Raw genomic sequence first — 22,479 nt, 5'->3', positions numbered from 1 at the left:
GGTGCAACCGGTGCCAGCCGGCCGAGGAAGAGAGCCCCTATCGGTTCCCCCTCTTGTTCCGAGAGCTCCGTTCCCGAGTTGACCGTTTCCTACCCCTTGGAGCCCGTGACGGTGCCCACACCGTCAGCCGCCACCGGAGCGCTTCCGTGGGGGGCGCTGCCAGCGGCCCTCCCGGTACTCCGCGAGCCCGCGGCGCTCCAGCTCGACCAGGGCCGGACGAACGGCTTCGGCCGGCACCCCCGCCTCCAGCGCCAGCCAGCGGATGTCGCGCGCGGCACGGGCGGGCAGCGCGTCGAGCACGAGGACCTGGACCGGGTCCAGGCCGTCGGTCGGCCGCTCCGGCCGGGCCGGCTCGGTGGCGAGATCGATGCCGAGCCGGCCGACCGTCTCGAGCACCTCCTCCACCCGGCTGACCAGCAGGGCACCGGCCCGGATCAGCTCGTGGCAACCGGCGGACATGCCCGACGTGACCGGACCGGGCACTGCCATGACGAGCCGACCGAGGGCCCGGGCGTCGGCGGCCGTGCGCTGTGCCCCGCTGCGGAGCCCCGCCTCGACCACCACAGTGCCGCCGGCCAGCCCGGCCAGCAGACGGTTGCGGACCAGGAACCGGTGCCGGGCCGGGACCGCACCCGGCGGATACTCGGTGACCACCAGGCCGACCTCCGCGATGCGGCGCAGCAGCGCCGTGTGCGAGGTCGGGTAGGCGCGGTCGATCCCGCACGCGAGCACGGCCACCGTCGGGCCCTCGACAGCCAGTGCCCCGCGATGGGCCGCCCCGTCGATACCCAGCGCGGCACCCGAGACGACGGTGAACCCGCGGTCGGCGAGGCCGGCGCCGAAGTCGCCCGCGATGTGCATGCCGTATCCGGTCGCCGCGCGGGCCCCCACGACCGCCACCGCCCGCTCGCCCGCCTCGACGGCCCGCCCCGGTCCACGTGTCCACAGCGCGATCGGCGGGGCGAGGTCGGCGCTCCCGCTGAGGGCGAACGCCGCGAACTGCCACTGCGGCCAGTCAGGGTCCTCGGGGACGAGCAGCCGGGCGCCGACCGCCTCGGCGGCCGTGAGGTCGGCCTCGGCCCGGTCGACGCCGCGCCGGGCGGCCGTCTCGACCGCCACCTTCTCCGGCACGGCGCCCCGGCGGACGCGGTCCGCCGCCTCGACGGGACCCATCTGCTCGACGAAACCGGCCAGCGCCGCGGCCGGCGGCTCCGCGACACGGGACAGGTAGGCACGCGCGCGCACCACCTCGGGCGCCGGGGCGGAGGCCGCCACCGCCGGCGATCCGCTCGACCGCTCGCCCAGCGCCGGCGATCCGCTCGCCGGCTCGTCCAACGCCGACCATTCGCTCGCCCGCTCGCCCAGCGCCGACCATTTGCTCGCCCGCTCGTTCATGCCGCCCCCCGGTCCCGGAAGTACAGGGCGTTCTCGACCGTGTCCCGCCGGGGCCGGTCCAGCCCCTGTAGATCGCTGAGCGTCCAGGCCACCCGAAGCGCGCGGTCCGCCCCGCGGGCGGTCAGCTCCCCCGCCCGCAGCCCGGCATCGAGGGGACGGGTGGCCGATCGCGGCAGCGCGAACCGGGTGCGCAGCGCCGGGCCCGGGACCTCCGCGTTGGTCTGCCACCCGTGTTCGGACCACCGGGCGGCGGCCGCTGCCCTGGCCGCGAGCACCCGGGCGCGGACCGTCGCCGTGCACTCCCCATCGCCCGAGGCCGTCAGCGCCGTCACCGGCTGCATCCGGGCCCGCAGGTCCACGCGGTCGAGCAGCGGCCCGGACAGCCGCCCGAGGTAGCGACGCCTGGCCTGGGCGGGGCAGATGCAGTCGCGGTCGCGCGCGGGGGCGCACGGGCACGGGTTGGCCGCGAGGATCAGCTGGAACCGCGCCGGATATCGGACGGTGCCCTCGGCTCGGGCCAACCGGACCTCGCCCTCCTCCAGCGGGGTGCGCAGCGACTCGAGCAGGTGCGGCCCGAACTCGGGGCACTCGTCGAGGAACAGCACGCCGCGGTGTGCGAGCGAGACCGCGCCCGGCCGGGCCGTCCCGCTCCCGCCCCCGATCAACGCGGCCATCGAGGTCGAGTGGTGCGGTGCGACGAACGGCGCCACGGTGCTCAGGGGCCCGTCGCCGGGCAACCGGCCCGCGACCGACCGGATCGCGGCCAGTTGAAGTGCGGCCTCCGGGCCGAGCTCGGGCAGCAGGCCGACGATCCGCTGAGCGAGCATGGTCTTGCCCGTCCCCGGGGGGCCGATCATGAGCAGGTGATGCCCTCCGGCCGCCGCGACTTCGAGTGCGTTCCGGGCGTCGGTCTGGCCCATGACGTCGCCGAGGTCCGGCGGCGCGGCGCGCTCTCCGGCGACCACCGCCCCCGGCCGGCGCAACGCGACGTCCCCGGCGAGCCAGCCGAGCACCTCGTTGAGCGTCTCGGCCCCGAAGACCTCGAGCCCGTCCACCAGCGCAGCCTCGGGCAGCGTGGCCGCCGGGACCACGACGCGGTGCAGACCCGCCGACCGGGCCGCGAGCAGGCACGGAAGCACGCCGCGGACCGGACGCAGCCGCCCGTCCAGCGCCAGTTCGCCGAGCAGCACCGTGCGGTCGAGTGCCTGCTGTCCGACGGCACCGCCGGCGGCGAGCACGCAGCACGCCAGGGCGACGTCGAACGACGATCCGGTCTTCCGAAGGGTCGCGGGGGACAGCGCCAGCACGATCCGTTCGTTGGGCCACCCGCGCCCGGAGTTGACCACCGCGGCGCGCACCCGGTCCTTCGACTCGTGCAGCGCCGCGTCGGGCAGCCCGACGAGATGGATGCCGGGCAACCCACCGCCGATGGCCGCCTCGATCTCGACCACCTGGCCGTCGACGCCGCGCAGGGCCACCGACCAGGCCCGCGCCAGGCCGGCCATCAGAACGCCGCCTCGTAGTGCTGCAGGGTGGCGGGCCGACCGGGCTCGAGCAGGACCGCGACGACGTCGAAGCGGATCTCGCACCAGCGCACCCGATGCGCCGCCAGCCACGCGTGCGTGACCCGGCGGATGCGCGCGGCCTTGCGGCCCGTCACCGCCTCGGCCGGCTCACCGAACCCCGTACCGGACCGGGTCTTGACCTCGCAAACCACGAGGCGGTCCGCGTCCGTCGCCACCACGTCGAGCTCCCCGTCCCGGCACCGCCAGTTCCGGGACAGCACGACCAGACCGCGTCTTTCCAGGTATTCGACCGCGACGTCCTCACCGCGGCGGCCGAGCGCATCCTTGGCTGCCATGCATCCACGATCGTGAGCCGGCCGCCGGAGCGGCAGCTGTACCGGCTGGACTGTGGACAGCCGGAAGCGGATGGGGACAGCCAGCGCCGCCGGCGGGAGCGCAGGCCGAGACTGTCGGAGCCTCGCGGTAAGGGCTACGGCCCGAACGTGTTGCCCTCGGGCAGCCGCAGGTCGGGCTTGTCGAGCTCCTCGATGTTCACGTCCTTGAACGTGAGCACCCGGACGTTCTTCACGAACCGGGCGGGACGGTACATGTCCCACACCCAGGCGTCGGACATCCGGACCTCGAAGTAGATCTCACCGTCGGAGTTGCGCGGCACGACGTCCACCGAGTTGGCCAGGTAGAACCGCCGCTCGGTCTCGACCACGTAGGAGAACTGGGCGACGATGTCCCGGTACTCCTTGTAGAGCGTGAGCTCCATCTCGGTCTCGTACTTCTCGAGATCCTCGGCGCTCACAGCTGTACTCCTTCTCGGGCCTCCGGCCCCACCACCGGCGTGAGCGTCCCATTGTGGACCAGGGTGGTCGCGGACCTGACAGCGGCGGGGACGGTCGCCGCGGCGGACACGTTGACGAACGAGAACCGGTGCTCGGGGCAGGGACCATACGCCGCCAGCGCCGCGTCGTGCACCGGTGTGCAGTAACCCTTGTGCAGCGCGAACCCGTACTCGGGCCGGCGAGCGTCCAGCTCCACCATGAGCCGGTCCCTCGTGACCTTGGCCAGCACCGAGGCGGCCGCGACACACGCGGCCACCTGGTCCCCCTTCGGCACGGCCAGCGCCGGGCGGCCGAACCCGCGCACCGCGAAGCCGTCGGTGAGCACGTAACCGGGTGGGGTGGCCAGCCCGGCGACCGCGCGACGCATGCCCTCGATGTTGGCCACATGCACGCCACGCCGATCGACCTCCGCCGGCGGGATCACGACGATCGACAGGTCGGCGGCACGCCGGGTGATGAGCCGGAAGTACTCCTCGCGGGCCGCCGCGGTGAGCAGCTTGGAGTCGGTGAGCCCCTCGAGCCGCTTGGCGTCCCCCGGCCGCAGCACGCAGGCGGCGACCACGAGCGGCCCGGCGCAGGCGCCCCGGCCGGCCTCGTCGACGCCGGCCACGGGCCCGAGCCCGTGCCGGTCGAGCGTGCTCTGCAGGGTCCAGCTTCCCGCTGAACGGCGGACGACGGCACGCGCGGGCCGCCACTCGGGCGGTAGCACGACGGACGGGATACGGGGCTTGCGCCCACTGGGACGTACCGGCACAGATCCTCCGGTCAGCGCCGGGCCCGACCGGGCCGCACGGGCAACCGACGACGGGACGGCAGGAAACCGGTCACCTCGTCCTCCCAGTGCGCCCGGCGGCGCCTACCGACGGCGATCGGCAGCGTGCCGAGCAGCCCGAGGGCGAGAGGCGCCGGAGAACTGTCAGGGTCGTCCGCGGCGGGCATACCGACGGCGGTGGTCCGCGGATCCGCAGCCTCGATCCAGCTGAACCGGTCGAACGGCAGCACGATCAGCCGCGCCTTGCCGATGACGTTCTCGATCGGGACCGGGCCGTGGCCGGGCACCCGCGAGTCGGCGGAGTTGTTGCGGCTGTCGCCCATCATCCACAGCTCACCCTGCGGGATCTGAATGGGCCCGAAGGGGATCTGCCGGGCCGGGCCGGCCTCGGGAAGGTAGTAGATGTAGGACTCGTCGAGCGGCTCGCCGTCGACCATGACGCGGTTACGCGAGTCGCAGCAGGACACGGTCTGCCCACCGACGGCGATCACGCGCTTGACGAAGTCCTTCTCGTCGGGCGGCGCGAGGCCGATCAGTGAGCCGAACTGCTGCAGGCCACGGGCCAGCGGACTGGCCGGTTCGCTGACCGCGATCTCGCTGCTCCAACTGTCGGGTCCGCGGAAGACGACGACGTCACCGGGCTGTGGGTCGCCGAACCGGTAGCTGACCTTGTCGACCAGCACCCGGTCGTTGTTGCAGCCGGTGCAGCCGTGCAGCGTCGTCTCCATCGATCCCGACGGGATGACGTAGACCTTGGCCAGGAAGGTCTGGATGAGGAACGTCAGCACCAGCGCCACCACGACGAGCAGCGGCAGTTCCTTCCAGAACGTCGGCCGCCGGCGACGCCCGGTGCGAGGCGGGCGGCTCTTGTCGCCGGAGCGATCGGCGGCCTGCTGGTAGGACGAGACCGGGCGACCCTCGGGAGACTCGCCGGCACGGCGGCGATGCCGTCCCGGGGTGGCGGCACCCGTCCCTCCACCCGGCGCGGGTGGCGGCGTCTTGGCCGGCGACGTCTCGTCCACGGCCGGCCTCAGCCGCCGCAACTCCTCCGTCGGGTCCTCGGGCCCCGCCCGGCGCGGTGGCGGGACGTCGGGCCGTCCGCCACGGGGCGGCTGCCCGCCCCGCAGCGCGTGCCCGTTGCGGGGCACGGCACCGTTGACCGGTAGGGGCACCCCGTTGACGGGCGGGAGCGGGCGGCCGTTGCGCGGCGGACCGGGCGGCTCGCGCCGCAACGGCTGCTGGCCGGGAGCCCCCAACCGGCCGGGCGACTGGGCCGCCGGGCCGTACCGCCGGGGTTGGGCCCGGCGGTCGTCGGGGAGCTCGGGTAAGGCCACACCCACGAGGCTACGTCACCGCCCCGTCACAAAAGTGTGATGGTCAGGACGCGTTCGGGGTCTCCCGCTTCTCCTTGATCTTCGCAGCCTTGCCACGGAGCTCACGGAGGTAGTACAGCTTCGCCCGACGGACATCCCCTCGGGTGAAGACCTCGATCTTGTCGAGGTTCGGGGAGTGCACGGGGAAGGTGCGCTCGACGCCGACGCCGAACGAGACCTTGCGGACCGTGAAGGTCTCCCGGGCACCGGAGCCCTGGCGGCGGATGACCACGCCCTGGAAGACCTGGATCCGGGACCGCGAGCCTTCGATGACCTTCACGTGCACCTTGAGCGTGTCACCCGGCCGGAAGGCGGGGATGTCGGAGCGCAGCATCTGTGCGTCCAGTGCGTCCAGGGTGTTCATCGCGCAGGTCCGTCCTCGTCTGATTGCGGTCATGCAGGGGCGACCACTCCACTCGAGGGGGGGTGGCGCCTGGCGGGCCCGACGGGTGCGTCGGGCGCTGGCAACCCGTCCATAGTGCCAGACGGCCCCGGCGAGTTCGAAATCGGCCGGTCAGTCCTGCGCATCCGCTCCCGGATCCGGCGAGCTCAGGGCGTCCAGGAGGGCCCGGTCGGCACGGTCCAGCGCGGTGGGGGGAAGGGCGGCGAGCAGGTCGGGCCGCCGCGCCGCGGTCCGCTCCAGCGCCCGGTCCCGCCGCCAGCGGGCGATCGCGCCGTGGTTGCCGCTGCGCAGCACATCGGGCACCGCGCGTCCGCGCCACGTCTCCGGGCGGGTGTAGGCGGGTCCCTCCAGCAGCCCGTCGGAGAACGAGTCCTGTTCCGCCGATGCCGGATTGCCGAGCACCCCGGGCAGCAGCCGGGCCACCGCCTCGACGATCGCCAGCACGGCCACCTCGCCCCCGACCAGCACGTAGTCGCCGATGCTCACCTCGTCGACCGGCATCCACGTCGCGGCGTCGTCGATGACGCGCTGGTCGATGCCCTCGTACCGACCGCAGGCGAACACCAGCCGCGACTCGGCCGCGTACTCGTGTGCCATGGCCTGCGTGAACGGACGGCCGGCCGGGGTGGGCACGATCAACCGGGGCGGCGCCTCCCCCGACGGCACGTCCCCGACCACCGCGTCCAGCGCCTCGCCCCACACCTGCGGCCGCATGACCATGCCGGGCCCGCCCCCGTAGGGCGCGTCGTCGACGGCCTGGTGGACGTCGTGCGTCCAGGTGCGCAGGTCGTGCACGGCCACGGAGATCAGGCCGGCGTCGATGGCCCTGCCGAGCAGCGCCTCGCGCAGCGGAGCCAGGTATCCGGGGAATATGGTGACGACGTCGATCCGCACCGGGTGGATCCTCCCAGGTCGCCTCGGAGCGGTCTCAGCCGCTGGCCGCGCCGCGGCCCAGGTCGGCCACCGCGGCCCGCACGCCGTCCAGGGTGACGCCGTGGGCGGTGAGGATGTGCTGCGCGGCCCCGGTCTCGGTGTGCAGCAGCCCGAGCAGGATGTGCTCGGTGCCGATGTGGTTGTGCTTGCACCGCAGGGCCTCGCGCAACGACAGTTCCAGCGCCTTCTTCGATGCCCGGTGGAACGGGATGTGCCGGCCCCGGGGTCGGCCGCCGCGCTCCCGGGCCGCCCGGGTGCGGTCCAGCGCACCGGGGCCGAACGCCTCATCGGCCTGCCGGCGCACCTCGTCCAGGTCGATGCCCAGGATCGCGAGCTTCTCGGCGTCGGTGCCGGGCCGGTCCGCGCGGCGCATCCGTTCGATCTCGGCGTCGACCACGGTGCGGTCGACCCCGTACCCGCCGAGCAACGTGGCTGCCAGCGCCTCGGGCGCATCGAACAGCCCCATGAGCAGGTGTTCGGTGCGAATCATGTCGTCGCGCCGGCTGCGGGCGTCCTCCCGGGCGGCCACGACCGCCCGCCGCGCCTTGTCGGTGAACCGTTCGAACATCGTCGCCTCCGCCCTTAGAACCCGAACCGCCGGTACTTCTTGTGCACAGCCTGCCTGCTGACCTGCAGGACCTGGGCGATCTGCTGCCACGACCAGCCCTGAGAGCGAGCGTTGGCCACCTGCAGCTCCTCCAGCGACTCGAGCAGTCCGCGCAGGGACGCCACCGCCGCCAGCCCGACGGCCGGGTCCCTGCTGGACGCGGCCGCCGCCACCTTCGTCGCATCCGTCATGGCGTCAACCATGGTTGACGCTCCGCTCGCTGTCAACCCCCGTTGACACCCCGACGACCCCCGAAATGCAGCAAGGTGGCTTTGCTCCGATCCGGTCGGAGCAAAGCCACCTTGCTGTGACGAGAAAGCGGCGCCGTCAGTCGGCGTCGAGAAGGCCCTCGGGCGGGGTGAGCACGACCCGGCCGCCCTCGAGATCCACGGCCGGCACGATGGCCTGCACGAACGGCACCAGAGCGTCGGGCAACTCGGGGCGGGCCAGCACGAGCAACTCCCCACCGGGCCCGTGGATCACCTCCCGGACGGTGCCCACCACGGATCCGTTCTCCAGCTCGGCCCGCAGGCCCTCGAGTTGGTGGACGTGGAACTCGTCGGGGTCGTCCGGCGGCGGCAGCCCGGCCGCGGCGATGAGCAGCCGGGTGCCGCGCAACTCCTCGGCGGCGGTGCGGTCGGGGGCCTCGACGAACCGGACGAGCAGCCGCCCGGAGTGCGGCCGGGACGATTCGACCGTCACGGAGCCGTCGGGAACACCGGCCCGGCGCGCGGTGAGCACGGAGCCGGGGGCGAACCGTTCCTCCGGAGAGTCGGTCCGCACCTCGACGACGAGCTCGCCGCGCAGGCCGTGCGGTCGGGCAACGATGCCGACCAGCAGCTCAGCGCCCTTACCGGTCGGTGTCGACGACATCCACCCGTACGCCTCGGCCACCGATGCCACCGATGACGGTGCGCAGAGCGGTGGCGGTGCGCCCTCCGCGGCCGATCACCTTGCCGAGGTCTTCGGGGTGCACCCGGACCTCGAGCGTGCGGCCGCGCCGGTTGGTGACGAGATCCACCCGCACGTCGTCCGGGTGATCCACGATTCCCCGAACGAGGTGCTCCAGGGCGTCCGCGAGGACGCTCACGACTCGGTGGCCTCGGCAGCCTCGCCGTCGGCGGCCTCATCGGCCTTCGGCCGGCGGTCGGCCTTCTTCTTCGGCGTGGTGGCCTCGGTGGTGGGCTCCTGGCCGGCCGCGGCCAGCGCCTCCTGGAAGCGGGTCAGCTTGTCGACCTTCTGCGGCTGCGGCTTGAGCCGGCCCTCGGCACCGGGAAGGCCCTTGAACTTCTGCCAGTCACCGGTGATCTCGAGCAGGTTCTGGACCGACTCGGTCGGCTGCGCGCCGACACCGAGCCAGTACTGCGCCCGCTCCGAGTCGACCTCGATCAGACTCGGGTTGTTCTTCGGGTGGTACTTGCCGATCGTCTCGATCGCCCGGCCGCTACGGCGGGTGCGGGCGTCGGCGACGACGATGCGGTAGTACGGCTGACGGATCTTGCCCAGCCTCATCAGCTTGATCTTGACGGCCACGCTTCTTACTGCTCCTCGCGGATCGGTCGTGCTGCGATGAGTCGGCGCGGCTCGCGTGGGGTTACGGGCTGCGCTTCACTCGACGTCTGGTGGCCGCGGCACGGTAGAGGGCCAGCCGCGGGGCCGATCCGCCATTCTGCCAGATGGCCGGCCGCTCCGACGAACGGAGCCGGGTTGTCCCCGCACCGTGCCCCGCGCCGCGCCCGCTCACATGGGGATGGCGCCGAGCAGCCCGAGCATCAGAGCCAGCCCCGGCAGCAGGTTGTTGATCTGGTGCGCGACGACACTGGCCAGCAGCCGACCGGTGTACAGCCGCGCGAGCCCGATCGGGATCGCGACGATGAGCAGCAACGGCGTGCGGGTGAACTCGAAGTGGGCCAGCGCGAACAGCAGCGTGGTCAGCGCGAACGCCAGCCAGCGGCCCGCGCCGTGCTTCTCCATCGCCCCCCAGAGCAGACCGCGGTAGACGATCTCCTCGCACAGCGGAGCGAGGAACACCACGATGAGGAAGACGCCGATCGCGGCCCCCGGACCGGCCCGGACACCGTTGAACAGGTCCCCCACGGCCGACGACGTGTCGTGGCCGAGGATGGCCACGTAGGCGATCGAGGCCGGGATCGTCATGACGAGCCCGCCGAAGCCGAACGCCAGGCCCAGCCCGACGTCGCGCCACGACCACTCCAGGCCCAGGTCGATCCGCGGGCCGTTGCCGCGCAGCCGGGTGATCAGCAACGCCGTTGCCGCCGCGATCATGGTGGGAACCGCGAGGCCGAGGGCCAGCGCGCCGATCGTCACCTGGCCGCGGCCCAGCACCAACCAGCCGAGCAGCGCCGACACGGCCAGGAAGATGAGCTCGACCAGCACGTAGGCGCCGAAGCCCCAACGGTGCGGCGGCTTGCGCGGAGCCGGCGGTTCCGGCGGGAAGGGCGGCAGGCCCCAGCGGGGCTGCGGGGCCCGGCCGGGTGGCGGTGGACCCCAGCCGGGCGGGGGCACGGGCGCGGGGCCCGGCGGCGGGGCGGCCGACATCCATTCCGCCTGCCCCTGCGGGACCTGCCCGGTTACGTCACCCTGCGGCGACATGGGCGCGCCGGGGTCAGCCGCATCTGCGGACTCTCCGGCTCGGGCGGGCGAGTCGACGGGCGCGGCGGGAACTGTCGTGACGTTGTCGGCGGACGCGAGCGCCTGCGGGCGCGGCTCGGATACCCGGGCATCCCCACTGCCGGACGTCGCGCCCTGCTGCCCATCCACTGGTCCCACAGCTCCGACGCTACCTGGGCTGCCGCGGCCGCAGCGCTCGGCCACGACGGGTGCGCACGCGCCGGGCCCTCGACCCGGCCCTTGACGCCCCCTCAGTTGAGGGGCTGCACGCTCCCCCACCAACGGCTGCCCGGACGAGCCGGACTCACCGACCATCGGCGCGGATCAGCTCCGCATGCCTGGACAGGCCGGCGGAGGGGGGCAGTACAGGCACCTGGGAGATGGGATGGACAGGTCCGTGCACGACGGCGCCGCAGCGCCACCGCGGCGGGGGTTGCTCCGCCGCCTCACCACAAGACGGCTCGCGGTGATGATCGCCGCGCTCGCCGTGCCGGTCCTCGCCGCGCCCGCTGCCCTCGCAGCCACGGCCGTGGTGACGAAGAACCCGGGCGGACTGACCGCCGTCGGGCCGGTGAACAGCGCCCACGGTTTCCCGTCCTGGTACGAGGACAGCAAGGGGACGCGTCTGGAGCTCTGCCTGGACCACACCAACCCGCTGTGCGGCTTCCTGCCGAGCGACGTCCCGAACGAGACCATGCCGATCTCGTTCCCGGACAACTTCCCCGAGGAGGCCTTCTACATGTTGGCGGGGTCGCAGCTGACCTCCGCCGCGGGCGCGGGCCGCGCGACGCTCACCCTCGGCCTCGAGGCCGCCTTCGCCAACACCGTGACCGACGGCGACCAGATCACCTTCGCCCGCCAGCGCATCGTCGTGCGCGACTTCCCGCCGAACACGACACTGCACTTCAAGCACCCCTACGGTGCGATCGACGTCGACACCGACGAGAGCGGTGCCGGCCGTATCACCGAGGACATCTCGCCCGCCGCGGGCAACTTCCAGACCGCACTCAAGGGCAACCTGGGCCCGTTCCTGAGCTGGGGCGCCGACGCCCCGGCCGGATACATCGGCAACCCCGACGTGGAGCACACGGTCACCGGCAGCCCGTTCGACTTCAACAAGTTCTCGGTGTCCTACGTGGTGGGCAACGCGCCGGGCGGTCCGGCCGAGACCGTGGAGACCGACCTGTTCTCCCTGCAGGGCAAGCTGCAGACGAACAAGGGCGTGCAGGCCGACGCGGCTGTCCTGAACGGGGAGTTCCTCGACGTCTTCGCGACCAGCGAGGCCGACTCCGGGGACATCGAGGTGGTCGGCGACGACACCGTCGTCAAGACGACCCCGATGCTCACCGACACCGGGTCGAAGCGGTTCTACGCCCGGGTCAGGGTGAACGGCACGCCGCCGGCCAAGGTGACCGTCCGCAACATCGGTGACGACCCGGTGAGCACGAGCGTCGTGGACGTCACCCGGACCAGCGGCATCACGATCACCGAGGCGAGCTTCGACGGAGCGTCCCTGCGCGTGAAGGCGACCTCGGCCACCGGCGAGCCACTCACCGTGAGCGGCTACGACGTCGCCGTCGGTCAAGACGGCGCGGTCATCCCGACCGTGGCCCCGCCGATGACGGTGAAGGTCACCTCGCCCACCGGCAGCGCGACCGCGCCGGTGACCGTCAGCGGAGGCGCCGAGTCGCCGCCCGGCCTGCCTCCGATCACCAGCCCGGCACCCGATCCCGGTCCGATCTGCGACCCGGCGCCGTGCGCGGAGGGCGGTGGGGTTCCCGCCGACGCCACCCCGCAGGCGAAGGCCGTCGCCACGCCGACCTCGGCGCTCCGCGGCGCCACGTTCACCCTGGACGGCAGCCAGTCGACCAACTCCACGACGTACGAGTGGAGCCAGGTGAGCGGCCCCGCGGTGACCTTCTCCGACCCGAAGATCGCCAAGCCGACCGCCACGGTCGCCTTCGCGGCAGCCACCTCCGACAGCGCCCCGCGCAACGAGCCGACCGGGCCGGCAGTCATCCGGCTGACGACCACCAACAACGGCGCCAACTCGTCCAGCACCCAGGTCACGATCGACGTCCCGCGGGACACGATGACCATCGGCAACGCCCGGCACCGGACGGGCAACGAGCTGCGCGTCGACGGGACGGCGACGATCGCCGGGAACACCGGGGCCCTCACCCCGGCCACGGTGGTGGTCCTCTACACCCGGCCCAACGCGACCGCGCCGTGGGTGAAGATCGGGACCTCGCCCGTCGACACCACCGGAGCCTGGTCGGTGCGGGTCCGGCCCGGCCCGACCAGTCTGCAGACCCAGTACCTGGTGCAGTCCTCCCGTGGCGGTACCGCCACCGGGACCCTGGCCACCCGCTAGGCCGGTAGCAGGACGAGGGGCCCGCCGCGCTCGCGGTGGGCCCCTCCGCACGTCCCGGGGCCGGCGGTCAGCCCGCCGCGTGCACCACCCGTCCACGCAGCATGATCAGCGCGGGCTCCCGCAGCGTCGCCAGGTCGACCCGCGGATCGGCCCGGTAGACCACCAGGTCGGCCGGCGCCCCGGCGTCGAGACCGGGCCGCCCCAGCCATTCCCGCGCCGCCCAGCTGGCGGCACCAAGGGCGTCGGTGTGTCCCGCGGCGTGCAGCGCCGCGATCTCGTCGGCGATGCGGCCGTGCCGGATCCCGCCGCCCGCGTCGGTCCCGGCGAACACCCGCACACCCGCCTCGACGGCCCGGCGCACCACGTTGCCCGCGGTGCGGTGCAGGTCGCGCATATGGGCGGCGTAGACCGGGTACTTCGTCGCGCTATCGGCGATCCCGGGGAACGTCTCGACGTTGATCAGCGTCGGGACCAGCGCGGTGCCGCGCCTGGCCATCTCGGCGATCAGGTCGTCGGTCAGCCCGGTGCCGTGCTCGATGCAGTCGATGCCGGCGTTGATCAGCCCGGGCAGGGCGTCGGTGCCGAACACGTGGGCCGTGACCCGCGCGCCGGCCGCGTGCGCGGCGGAGATCGCCTCGACGAGGACGTCGTCGGGCCACAACGGCGCCAGGTCGCCGACACCGCGGTCGATCCAGTCACCGACCAGCTTGACCCAGCCGTCGCCGACACCGGCCTGCTCGGCCACCACGTCGGGCAGCAGCGCAGGATCATCGACGTCGACCGGGAGCCCCGCGATGTAGCGCTTCGGCCGGGCTATGTGCCGACCAGCCCGGATGATCTCCGGCAGGTCGTCCCGGACCTGCAGCGGGGCGGTGTCGACCGGCGAGCCGCAGTCGCGGATCAGCAGCGTCCCGGCGTCGCGGTCGGTCCGGGCCTGCTGCTCGGCCTCGTCGAGCTCGACGGCGCCGGAGGGGCCGAGCCCCACGTGGCAGTGCGCGTCGACGAGGCCGGGCAGGATCCAGCCCGCCTCGATCAGCGGCTCGGCGCCGGGCAGCGGTTCTGCAGTGATCCGGCCGGCCCCGTCGACGTACAACTCGACGGAGGTCTCGCCGGGCAGCAGCACGCCCCGCAGTCGGTACCCGGCCGCGGGGATCTGCGGCGCCGTCAACGCGGCTTCTTGCCGAAGTTCAGCTTCGACGGGTCGAAGCCAGGCGGCAGCTGGTCCATGCCACCCAGGCCCGGCGGCAGCTCCTGCAGCCCCGGCGGCATCTTCGACAGGTCGGGGAACCCGCCCGGCATCCCACCGCGCACCTTGGGCTGCGTCGGGCCCTTGCGACCCTTGGCACTCTTCTTGCCCTTGCGCGTCTTGGACTGCCGCCGCGTCCCGCCGCCGAAACCGAACTGCCCGGCCATCTGCTTCATCATCTTGCGGGCCTCGAAGAAACGGTTGACCAGGTCGTTGACCTCGGTGACCGTCACCCCGGAGCCGTTCGCGATGCGCAGCCGCCGCGAGCCGTTGATGATCTTCGGATCGGACCGCTCGGCCGGGGTCATGCCGCGGATGATGGCCTGCAGTCGGTCGAGCGACTTGTCGTCGACCTGGGCGAGCGCGTCCTTCATCTGGCCCGCGTTGGCGCCCGGCAGCATGCCCAGGATGTTGCCGATCGGACCCATCTTGCGGATCGCGAGCATCTGCTCGAGGAAGTCCTCCAGCGTCAGCTCGCCGGTGCCGATCTTCTGCGCGGTGGCCGCCGACTGCTCGGCGTCGAAGACCTGCTCGGCCTGCTCGATGAGGGTGAGCAGGTCACCCATGCCGAGGATCCGGCTGGCCATCCGGTCGGGGTGGAAGACATCGAAGTCGGCCAGCTTCTCGCCGTTGGAGGCGAACAGGATCGGCTGCCCGGTGACCTCACGGACGCTCAGCGCCGCACCACCGCGGGCGTCGCCGTCGAGCTTGGTGAGCACCACGCCGGTGAACCCGACGCCGTCGCGGAACGCCTCGGCCGTGGCCACCGCGTCCTGACCGATCATCGCGTCGACGACGAACAGCGTCTCGTCCGGCCGGGTCGCGTCGCGGATGTCGGCGGCCTGCCGCATCAGCTCCTCGTCGACGCCGAGACGGCCCGCGGTGTCGACGATGACGATGTCGTACATCTTGTCGCGCGCGTGCTGCACGCCCCGGCGGGCGACGTCGACCGGGTCGCCCACACCGTTGCCCGGCTCGGGCGCGAACGTGGTGACCCCGGCGCGCTCGCCGACGATCTGCAGCTGGTTGACCGCGTTGGGCCGCTGCAGGTCGGCCGCCACCAGCAGCGGGGTGTGCCCCTGGTTGCGCAGCCAGAACGCGAGCTTGCCGGCGAGCGTGGTCTTACCGGAGCCCTGCAGACCGGCGAGCATGATGACGCTCGGCGGTTCCTTGGCCAGGGCCAGCCGCCGGGTCTCACCGCCGAGGACGCCGATGAGTTCTTCGTTGACGATCTTGACGACCTGCTGGGCGGGATTCAGCGCCCCGGAGACCTCGGCCCCCTTGGCCCGCTCCTTGACCTTCGCGATGAAGGTGCGGACGACCGGCAGCGCGACGTCGGCCTCGAGCAGCGCGATGCGGATCTCCCGCGCGGTGGCATCGATGTCGGCGTCGGACAACCGGCCCTTGCCGCGCAGGTCGCGCAGCGTCGCGGTGAGACGCTCGGAGAGGGTGTCGAACACCCCTGTGAGACTACTTGTGCTCGTCCACCGGTGTGTCGGTGTCCAGGATCAGCCCGCGACGGGCCGCCGAACGGCCCAGCACGACGACGTCCGCCCAGCCCGGCGGGCGTTCTCCCGATCGCAGTCGCCGGGCCACCCGGGTGGCCCGCCGCGCGTGCCGGGCGAACGAGCCGGAGCGCACCAACCGCCCGCGTTCGGACTGGCCACACAGGGCGTCGGCGGGATCGACGTCGAACCACACGAGGTGGGCCGCCCGCCCGGTCACCACAGCGAGCACCATCACCGCGGTGCGCAGGACCGCCCCGGTCGCGGGCAGATGGACGAGCACGGTGGCGGCACCCAGCAGCGCGGCCCGCACGATGGCGAGCCGGTGCAGCAGGTGCACGAGCGGGCGGTAGCAACGATAGGGCGTCCCGGGCGGCAGCCGGCGGGCCAGCACGTCGCGGTACCGCTGGGAGTCCAGAACAGCCAGGCCCGGGCGGGGGGTCACACCCGCGAGGAGCGTGGACTTGCCGGCGCCGGGTATACCGGCCACCAGCACCAGGGTCCGGCCGGGCACGGAGAGACGCACCGGGCCGGTGGGTGCGACGGCAAGGGTCATGATCAGGGAACGTTTCGCCGACACGCTTCGTTCCACTCCGCCGTCCCGCCGCAGCGAGGTGGCCTTGCTCCGACTCGATCGCAGTGAGGCCACCTCGCTGAAAACACCCGGCTCGCCGGAACGGGCTCAGATCGCGTCGGAACCGCGTTCACCCGTCCGTACCCGGACGACGGTCTCGACCGGCGTGGTCCAGACCTTGCCGTCGCCGATCTTGCCGGTGCGGGTCGCGTGCACGACGGCGTCGATCACCTTGTCGACCACCTCGTCGTCCACCAGAACCTCGATCTTGACCTTCGGGACGAAGTCGACGGCGTACTCCGCGCCCCGGTAGACCTCGGTGTGGCCCTTCTGCCGGCCGTAACCCTGGACCTCGCTGACCGTCATGCCGAGCACACCGAGGCGCTCCAGCGCGGCCTTGACGTCACCCAGGGCGAACGGCTTGACGATCGCGGTCATCAGCCTCATGTCCGGTTCTCCTCCTGCGTCATGTCGGGGACGATCGGGCGAGCTCAGCGCGCCGCCGCCAGCACCGCCTGCTCGACCCGCCGCCGCTCTCCCCGCGGCAGCGCGCCGTCGGCGCCGGGGCCTGCCACGCCGAAGGAGTCGACCACGGACGCGCCCAGGGTGGCGACGCGCGCCCACCGCAGGTCGACCCCGCAGCCTTCCAGCGCCGCGGCGACCCGGTGCAGCAGGCCGATCCGGTCGGTCCCGCGCAGCTCCAGCACCACCGCCCCGCTGGCCTCGTCGTCGAACCACAGCACCCGCGGCGGCGGGACCGACTCGGCGGGCGGCGCCGCCGGGGCGTAGTCACGCTCCTTGCGGGCCAGCGCCTCGGACAGGCGCAGTGAGCCGTCGAGCACCCGGACGAGGTCGGCCCGCACCAGGGCCGGATCCGGTAGCCCGCCGAAGCGCGGTGACACCGTGAACTCGTGCACCGCGACCTTCCCCGCGGTGCGCAGCTCGGCGGCGTGCACCTCCAGCGAGTGCAGCGCCAGGACCCCCGCCGCGGCCGCCAGCGTTCCCGGCCGATCGGGCACCGCGATCACGACCGTGGCCGGCGGGCCGTCCTCCGTCACCCGCACCTGGGGCCGCTCGTCGGCGAGCACCGCGGCGGTCAGCTCCTGGCTGAGCCGGCTCGGCGGACCCGGCACCGGCAGCGGCTCCCCCGCCATCAGCGATCGGCAGCGATCGGCCAGGTCACGGATGAGCGTGCGCTTCCACGGGCTCCACACCCCGGGCCCGGTGGCCAGCGAGTCGGCCTCGGCCAGCGCCTCGAGCAGGTCGAGCACCAGTCCGTTGCCGGCCAGGGTGTCGACCACCCGGGCGACGGTCGCCGGGTCGTCGAGGTCGCGCCGGGTCGCCGTGTGCGGCAGCAACAGGTGGTGGCGGACCATCGCGCCCAGCACCGCGAGGTCGGGGCCGGGGAAGCCGAGGCGGCGCCCGATGTGCACCGCCAGCGACTCCCCGACCACCGAGTGGTCCTCGTCCCGCCCCTTGCCCACGTCGTGCAGCAACGACCCGATGAGCAGCAGATCGGGCCGGGCGACCCGGGTGGTCAGCCGGGCCGCCTGCGCGCACGCCTCGACGAGATGCCGGTCGACGGTCCACACGTGCGCCCGGTCCCGCGGCGGCAGGTCCCGGACCGCCCCCCACTCCGGGAACAGCCTGCCCCACAGCCCGGTCCGGTCCAGCGCCTCGACGACGTCGACCATGCCCCGGCCCGCGCCCAGCAGCGAGAGCAGCTCACCCAGCGCGGCTCGCGGCCAGGGTTCGCGCAGCTCCGGTGCGGTCTCGGCAAGCCGGTGCAGGGTGCCCGCGGCCACCGGGAGACCGGTCCGTGCGGCGGTCGCCGCGACCCGCAGGACCAGCGCCGGGTCCCGGGGCGCGGCGGCGTCCCGGGCCAGCGCCACCTCGCCCGCGTGCTCGACGACGCCCGAGTCGAGCGGGTGGCGCACCGGAGCCCGACGCAGTGCGGCCAGCCCGCGGCGGGGCAGCGCCCCGCGGGCCGAGCGGAGCCCGACCTCGGCCGCGAACGCGACCGCGCGGGCCGCCCCGGACAGGGCCCTGGCCAGCTCGAACCGGTCGCCCAGCTCCAGCACCGCGGCCACCTCGTCGGCGTCCTGGGCCCGCAACACGTCGCGGGCCCGGCCGGCCAACCGGTGCAGCTCGGTGCGCACGTCGAGGAGCAGCGCCCGCGCCTCGGCGACCGCACCGGCCGGGCGGTCGACGAGCTGGGCCGCCGCGAGCGCATCGATCAGCTGGATGTCGCGCAGCCCGCCGTGCCCGTTCTTCAGGTCCGGTTCGACGCGGTGCGCGACGTCGCCCACCTTTGCCCAGCGCTGCGCCGCGCTGTCGGCGATCTCGTCGAAGCGGCTCCGGATGCCGGCCCGCCACGCCTGCCGGACGGCCGCGCGCACCTTGTCCGACAGCGCCGGATCACCCGCGATGTGCCGGGCCTCGAGCAGCCCGAACGCGGCGCGCAGGTCGGTCGCCGCCACCTGGACGGCCTGACCGGGGGTGCGCACCGCGTGGTCCAGACCGATGCCGGCGTCCCACAGCGGGTACCAGATCAGCTCGGCCAGCCGTTCGACGTCGCGGCGGCCGTCGTGCAGCAGGACCAGGTCGAGATCGGAGTACGGGGCCAGTTCCCGGCGGCCCAGGGCGCCGACCGCGATGAGCGAGACCCGGTCGGTCAGCCCGATCGCGGTCGCACGGGAGGACAGCCAGAAGTCGTGCAGGTCGACCAGTGCCGTGCGCAGCCCCTCCGGACCGAGTCGCCGCTTGCCGTTCGCCGGTTCGAGCAGCACGCGCTTCGCGCGGACCAGGTCGTCCGCCGAACCGGACCTCACCGTCATCCCCGAGCGCTCCCCCTCGTACCGGTCCTACCGGACGAACTGTGCAGATCTGCCGAACGATCCAGGGCCCGCCGTGCCGACGAGATCAGCACAGCGGGCCCCGGGACAGGCCGGATCTAGATCGCGTCGGCGCCGCGTTCGCCGGTGCGGACCCGGACCACGGTCTCGACCGGGGTCACCCAGACCTTCCCGTCACCGATCTTGCCGGTGCGCGCGGCCTCGACGACGGCGTCGACCACCTTGTCCGCGAGGGTGTCGTCGGCGAGGACCTCCACCCGGACCTTCGGCACGAAGTCCACGGAGTACTCCGCACCCCGGTAGACCTCGGTGTGGCCCTTCTGCCGGCCGTAACCCTGCACCTCGCTGACCGTCATGCCCAGCACCCCGATCTGCTCCAGGGCTGCCTTGACGTCCTCCAGCACGAACGGCTTCACGATCGCCGTGATCAGCTTCATGGGTCAGCTCTCCTTGCCTGCGGTGGCCGGAACCTGGCCGGGCGTCCGCGTGACGGGCGGGCGGGCGGTGCCGAGGCCGCCGCCACCGCGCAGGCTGGAGAAGTCGTAGCCGGTCTCGGCGTGCTCGGTCTCGTCGATGCCGGTGGCCTCGGCCTCCGGGGTGACCCGCAGGCCGATGGCGGCCTTGACGAGGAGCGCGATGATCGCGGTGACGATGCCGGAGTAGAGCAGGACCGCGAGCGCCCCGACGACCTGGCGCCACAACTGGTCGACCCCGCCGCCGTAGAACAGGCCGGCGACCGCGGCGGGCGAGCCCGGGTCGGCGAAGAAGCCGATGAGCACGGTGCCGGCGAGACCACCGACGAGGTGGACCCCGACGACGTCGAGCGAGTCGTCGTAGCCGAAGCGGTACTTCAGGCCGACGGCCAGGGCGCACAGCGCGCCGGTGATGCCGCCGATCGCGATCCCGCCCAGCGGCGAGACCGAGGAACAGGCCGGGGTGATGGCGACCAGACCCGCGACGATGCCGGACGCGGCACCGAGGCTGGTCGGCTTGCCGTCGCGGATCCGCTCGACGAGCAGCCAGGCGAGCATCGCGGCACTGGTGGCGACGATCGTGTTGACCAGCGCGAACGCCGCGGTGCCGTTGGCGCCCAGGGCGGAGCCCGCGTTGAAGCCGAACCAGCCGAACCACAGCAGACCGGCGCCCAGCATGACCAGCGTCAGGTTGTGCGGCCGCATGGCCTCACGCGGCCAACCACGGCGCTTGCCGATGACGATCGCCAGGGCGAGCGCCGCGACACCGGCGTTGATGTGCACGGCGGTGCCACCGGCGAAGTCGATCGCCTTGAGGTCGTTGGCGATCCAGCCGCCGACGACCGAGCCGTCCGCGCTGCTGAAGGCGAACACCCAGTGCGCGACGGGAAAGTACACGATGGTCGCCCAGATCCCGGCGAAGAGGAGCCACGGGCCGAAACGCATGCGATCGGCGACCGCACCGGAGATGAGGGCGACGGTGATGATCGCGAACGTGGCCTGGAATCCGACGAATGCGAGCGCCGGGATGGATCCGGACAGCGGGTAGTCGGGCGAATCACCGGTATAGGTGCCGACGAAAAGGCCCTGCAGGCCGGCGTTCTCGGCCGGGTTGCCCAGCAGACCGCTGCCCACGTCGTTCCCGAAGGCCATCGAGTAGCCGTAGAGCACCCACAGAACACCGATGAGACCCATCGCGCCGAGACTCATCATCATCATGTTCAGGACGCTCTTGCTGCGGACCATGCCTCCGTAGAAGAGCGCCAGTCCTGGCGTCATGAGCAGCACCAGCGCGGTGCTGGCGAGCATCCACGCGGTATCGCCGTTGTTCAACGCGTCCACGGAACTCCCTCCCGTTCACGCCGCATGCTGGGCGGCAAGGTGTGTTGCGGGAATGGTCGGAGCGCCATGTTTCGGTCGCGGGCGCCTGCTGTTTCCGCGTGATGAACGCGCCCCGCCCGTGGGTTACGAGCGAGTTACCGCGCCACCGGACCCGGTGGCGAATCGGCGGTTTTCACCGCATCCGTGCGATATGGGCGGCCGGGTGCTCCGACGAGATTCGACGGCGCACCCGGCCGGAAGAGGGTCAGGTCAGCAGCGCGTCCACGAACGCCGCCGGTTCGAACGGCGCGAGATCGTCGGGGCCTTCACCGAGGCCCACGAGCTTCACCGGGACGCCGAGCTCGCGCTGCACCCGGAAGACGATCCCGCCCTTCGCGGTGCCGTCCAGCTTGGTGAGCACGATGCCGGTCACGTCGACGACCTCGGCGAACACCCTGGCCTGCATGAGCCCGTTCTGGCCCGTGGTGGCGTCGAGCACGAGCAGTACCTCGTCGACCTCGGCCTGCTTCTCCACGACCCGCTTGACCTTGCCCAGCTCGTCCATCAGGCCGGTTTTGGTGTGCAGCCGTCCGGCGGTGTCGAGCAGGACGGCGTCGGCCCCGTCGGAGGCCCCACGCTTGACCGCGTCGAAGGCGACGCTGGCCGGATCGCCGCCCTCCGGACCCCGCACGACGGCGGCACCGGACCGCTCCCCCCAGGTGGCGAGCTGGTCTGCGGCGGCGGCGCGGAAGGTGTCGGCCGCGCCCAGGACGACCTGGTGGCCGCCGGCCACCAGCACGCGGGCCAGCTTGCCGGTGGTGGTCGTCTTGCCGGTGCCGTTCACCCCGACGACCAGCAGGACCGCCGGTCGCCCGCTGTGCGGGAGGGCCCGCACCGAGCGGTCCAGGTCCGCGCGCAGGGCGTCGGTCAGCACCTCACGGAGCAACTGGCGGGCCTGTTCGGGCGTGCGGACGCCGCGGGCCGCCAGCTCGGTGCGCAGGGTCTCGACGAGCTCCATGGTCATCTCGGGGCCGAGGTCGGCCTGCAGCAGGGTGGCCTCGACGTCCTCCCACGACTCCTCGTCCAGCTCACCGGCGCCGAGTAGGCCGAGCAGACTCTGGCCGAAACTCGAGCGGGATCGCGACAACCGGCCGCGCAACCGCTCGAGGCGCCCTTCCGGCGGGGAGATGGGCTCGACGGGTGCGAGCGGGGCCTCCGGGGCGACGGTCGCCGCGGCGGGCGCCGAGCCGTTGGTCGAGGGCGGTTCCTCCACGACCGGGGCCGGGGCCGGCGGCGCCGGTCGCGGAGCGACCGGAGTCTCGGCGGGAGGCGTGGGCTTCTCGACGGGGGGTGCCGTCTCAGCGGCCGGGGGCTTCTCGACGGGCGGCGCCGTTTCCGCGGCCGGGGGCTTCTCGACGGGCGGCGCCGTTTCCGCAGCCGGGGGCTTCTCGACGGGCGGCGCCGTTTCCGCAGCCGGGCGCTTCTCGACGGGCGGCGCCGTTTCCGCAGCCGGAGGCGCAGCTTCCACCGGCGGCGCCGCACGCTCGGGCGCCGGGGGCGGAGCGGTCGGAGCCGGGGGCGCCGGTCGCTCCACCGGCGGGGCGGTCTCCGCGGCCGGGGGCACCGGCTCCACCGTGGGCGGCGCGGGCCGCTCCACCG

The 22,479-nt window shown here is 73.2% G+C and carries 23 protein-coding genes; 1 reads left to right on the top strand and 22 read right to left on the bottom strand.

What is annotated here, in order from left to right:
* Window positions 1-123 precede the first annotated feature (123 nt).
* From dprA to HF519_RS16530, 14 genes are all read right to left on the bottom strand, one after another.
* Window positions 124-1,395, bottom strand: coding sequence for a DNA-processing protein DprA (gene dprA, locus HF519_RS16600; RefSeq protein WP_169413863.1), 1,272 nt, complete (start codon window positions 1,393-1,395; stop codon window positions 124-126).
* Window positions 1,392-2,900: a YifB family Mg chelatase-like AAA ATPase gene (locus HF519_RS16595; RefSeq protein WP_169413862.1), complete on the bottom strand. Its 1,509-nt coding sequence runs from the start codon at window positions 2,898-2,900 to the stop codon at window positions 1,392-1,394. The genes dprA and HF519_RS16595 overlap by 4 nt, the downstream gene beginning before the upstream one ends.
* Window positions 2,900-3,256, bottom strand: a complete 357-nt coding sequence (locus HF519_RS16590; protein WP_169413861.1) for a YraN family protein — start codon at window positions 3,254-3,256, stop codon at window positions 2,900-2,902. Before HF519_RS16590 ends, HF519_RS16595 begins: the two co-directional genes overlap by 1 nt.
* Window positions 3,257-3,390: 134 nt before the next feature.
* Window positions 3,391-3,714, bottom strand: coding sequence for a DUF2469 domain-containing protein (locus HF519_RS16585; protein ID WP_169413860.1), 324 nt, complete (start codon window positions 3,712-3,714; stop codon window positions 3,391-3,393).
* Window positions 3,711-4,463 carry a ribonuclease HII gene (locus HF519_RS16580; protein ID WP_169413859.1) on the bottom strand — a complete coding sequence of 251 codons (753 nt, stop codon included), beginning with the start codon at window positions 4,461-4,463 and terminating at the stop codon, window positions 3,711-3,713. Before HF519_RS16580 ends, HF519_RS16585 begins: the two co-directional genes overlap by 4 nt.
* Window positions 4,464-4,519: 56 nt before the next feature.
* The gene (gene lepB / locus HF519_RS32935) at window positions 4,520-5,860 is read right to left on the bottom strand and encodes a signal peptidase I (protein WP_312860150.1); all 1,341 of its coding nucleotides are present in this window, start codon (window positions 5,858-5,860) and stop codon (window positions 4,520-4,522) included.
* Between the two features lie 43 nt (window positions 5,861-5,903).
* A complete protein-coding gene (gene rplS / locus HF519_RS16570) occupies window positions 5,904-6,263 on the bottom strand; it encodes a 50S ribosomal protein L19 (protein WP_169413858.1) in 360 nt (119 codons plus the stop codon).
* Window positions 6,264-6,413: 150 nt separating this feature from the next.
* Entirely contained in the window at window positions 6,414-7,196 is a 783-nt protein-coding gene (trmD, locus tag HF519_RS16565; RefSeq protein ID WP_169413857.1) for a tRNA (guanosine(37)-N1)-methyltransferase TrmD, read from the bottom strand.
* A 34-nt stretch (window positions 7,197-7,230) separates the two neighbouring features.
* A complete protein-coding gene (locus HF519_RS16560; RefSeq protein ID WP_211170124.1) occupies window positions 7,231-7,803 on the bottom strand; it encodes a Clp protease N-terminal domain-containing protein in 573 nt (190 codons plus the stop codon).
* A gap of 14 nt (window positions 7,804-7,817) precedes the next feature.
* Entirely contained in the window at window positions 7,818-8,033 is a 216-nt protein-coding gene (locus HF519_RS16550) for a helix-turn-helix domain-containing protein (RefSeq protein ID WP_169413856.1), read from the bottom strand.
* Between the two features lie 136 nt (window positions 8,034-8,169).
* The gene (gene rimM, locus HF519_RS16545; RefSeq protein ID WP_169413855.1) at window positions 8,170-8,715 is read right to left on the bottom strand and encodes a ribosome maturation factor RimM; all 546 of its coding nucleotides are present in this window, start codon (window positions 8,713-8,715) and stop codon (window positions 8,170-8,172) included.
* The gene (locus HF519_RS16540) at window positions 8,693-8,932 is read right to left on the bottom strand and encodes an RNA-binding protein (RefSeq protein WP_169413854.1); all 240 of its coding nucleotides are present in this window, start codon (window positions 8,930-8,932) and stop codon (window positions 8,693-8,695) included. Before HF519_RS16540 ends, rimM begins: the two co-directional genes overlap by 23 nt.
* Entirely contained in the window at window positions 8,929-9,375 is a 447-nt protein-coding gene (rpsP, locus tag HF519_RS16535; RefSeq protein WP_169413853.1) for a 30S ribosomal protein S16, read from the bottom strand. Before rpsP ends, HF519_RS16540 begins: the two co-directional genes overlap by 4 nt.
* A 207-nt stretch (window positions 9,376-9,582) precedes the next feature.
* Window positions 9,583-10,401, bottom strand: coding sequence for a CPBP family intramembrane glutamic endopeptidase (locus tag HF519_RS16530; protein WP_169413852.1), 819 nt, complete (start codon window positions 10,399-10,401; stop codon window positions 9,583-9,585).
* A gap of 457 nt (window positions 10,402-10,858) precedes the next feature.
* Between HF519_RS16530 and HF519_RS16525 the strand changes: the two genes are divergently transcribed.
* Window positions 10,859-12,847, top strand: a complete 1,989-nt coding sequence (locus tag HF519_RS16525; RefSeq protein WP_169413851.1) for a hypothetical protein — start codon at window positions 10,859-10,861, stop codon at window positions 12,845-12,847.
* 67 nt (window positions 12,848-12,914) lie between these two features.
* Here the strand turns inward: HF519_RS16525 and HF519_RS16520 are convergent, their stop codons facing one another.
* The 8 genes from HF519_RS16520 to ftsY form a co-directional block, all read right to left on the bottom strand.
* Window positions 12,915-14,015, bottom strand: coding sequence for an amidohydrolase family protein (locus HF519_RS16520; RefSeq protein ID WP_169413850.1), 1,101 nt, complete (start codon window positions 14,013-14,015; stop codon window positions 12,915-12,917).
* Window positions 14,012-15,553: a signal recognition particle protein gene (gene ffh / locus HF519_RS16515; RefSeq protein ID WP_169413849.1), complete on the bottom strand. Its 1,542-nt coding sequence runs from the start codon at window positions 15,551-15,553 to the stop codon at window positions 14,012-14,014. The genes HF519_RS16520 and ffh overlap by 4 nt, the downstream gene beginning before the upstream one ends.
* Window positions 15,554-15,563: 10 nt before the next feature.
* A complete protein-coding gene (locus HF519_RS16510) occupies window positions 15,564-16,154 on the bottom strand; it encodes an AAA family ATPase (RefSeq protein ID WP_169413848.1) in 591 nt (196 codons plus the stop codon).
* Between the two features lie 126 nt (window positions 16,155-16,280).
* A complete protein-coding gene (locus HF519_RS16505) occupies window positions 16,281-16,619 on the bottom strand; it encodes a P-II family nitrogen regulator (RefSeq protein WP_169413847.1) in 339 nt (112 codons plus the stop codon).
* 44 nt (window positions 16,620-16,663) lie between these two features.
* On the bottom strand, window positions 16,664-19,009 hold the full coding sequence (locus HF519_RS16500; RefSeq protein ID WP_169413846.1) for a [protein-PII] uridylyltransferase: 2,346 nt from the start codon (window positions 19,007-19,009) through the stop codon (window positions 16,664-16,666).
* Between the two features lie 116 nt (window positions 19,010-19,125).
* Window positions 19,126-19,464, bottom strand: coding sequence for a P-II family nitrogen regulator (locus tag HF519_RS16495; protein ID WP_169413845.1), 339 nt, complete (start codon window positions 19,462-19,464; stop codon window positions 19,126-19,128).
* Window positions 19,465-19,467: 3 nt separating this feature from the next.
* Window positions 19,468-20,832, bottom strand: coding sequence for an ammonium transporter (locus HF519_RS16490; protein ID WP_169413873.1), 1,365 nt, complete (start codon window positions 20,830-20,832; stop codon window positions 19,468-19,470).
* 253 nt (window positions 20,833-21,085) lie between these two features.
* On the bottom strand, window positions 21,086-22,479 hold a 1,394-nt coding region (ftsY, locus tag HF519_RS16485), incomplete at its 5' end, for a signal recognition particle-docking protein FtsY (protein ID WP_246244216.1).

It is taken from the genome of Pseudonocardia bannensis, from assembly GCF_012911875.1.
In the GTDB taxonomy this organism is placed as follows: domain Bacteria; phylum Actinomycetota; class Actinomycetes; order Mycobacteriales; family Pseudonocardiaceae; genus Pseudonocardia; species Pseudonocardia bannensis.
This window is presented reverse-complemented; position numbering and strand designations above follow the sequence as displayed.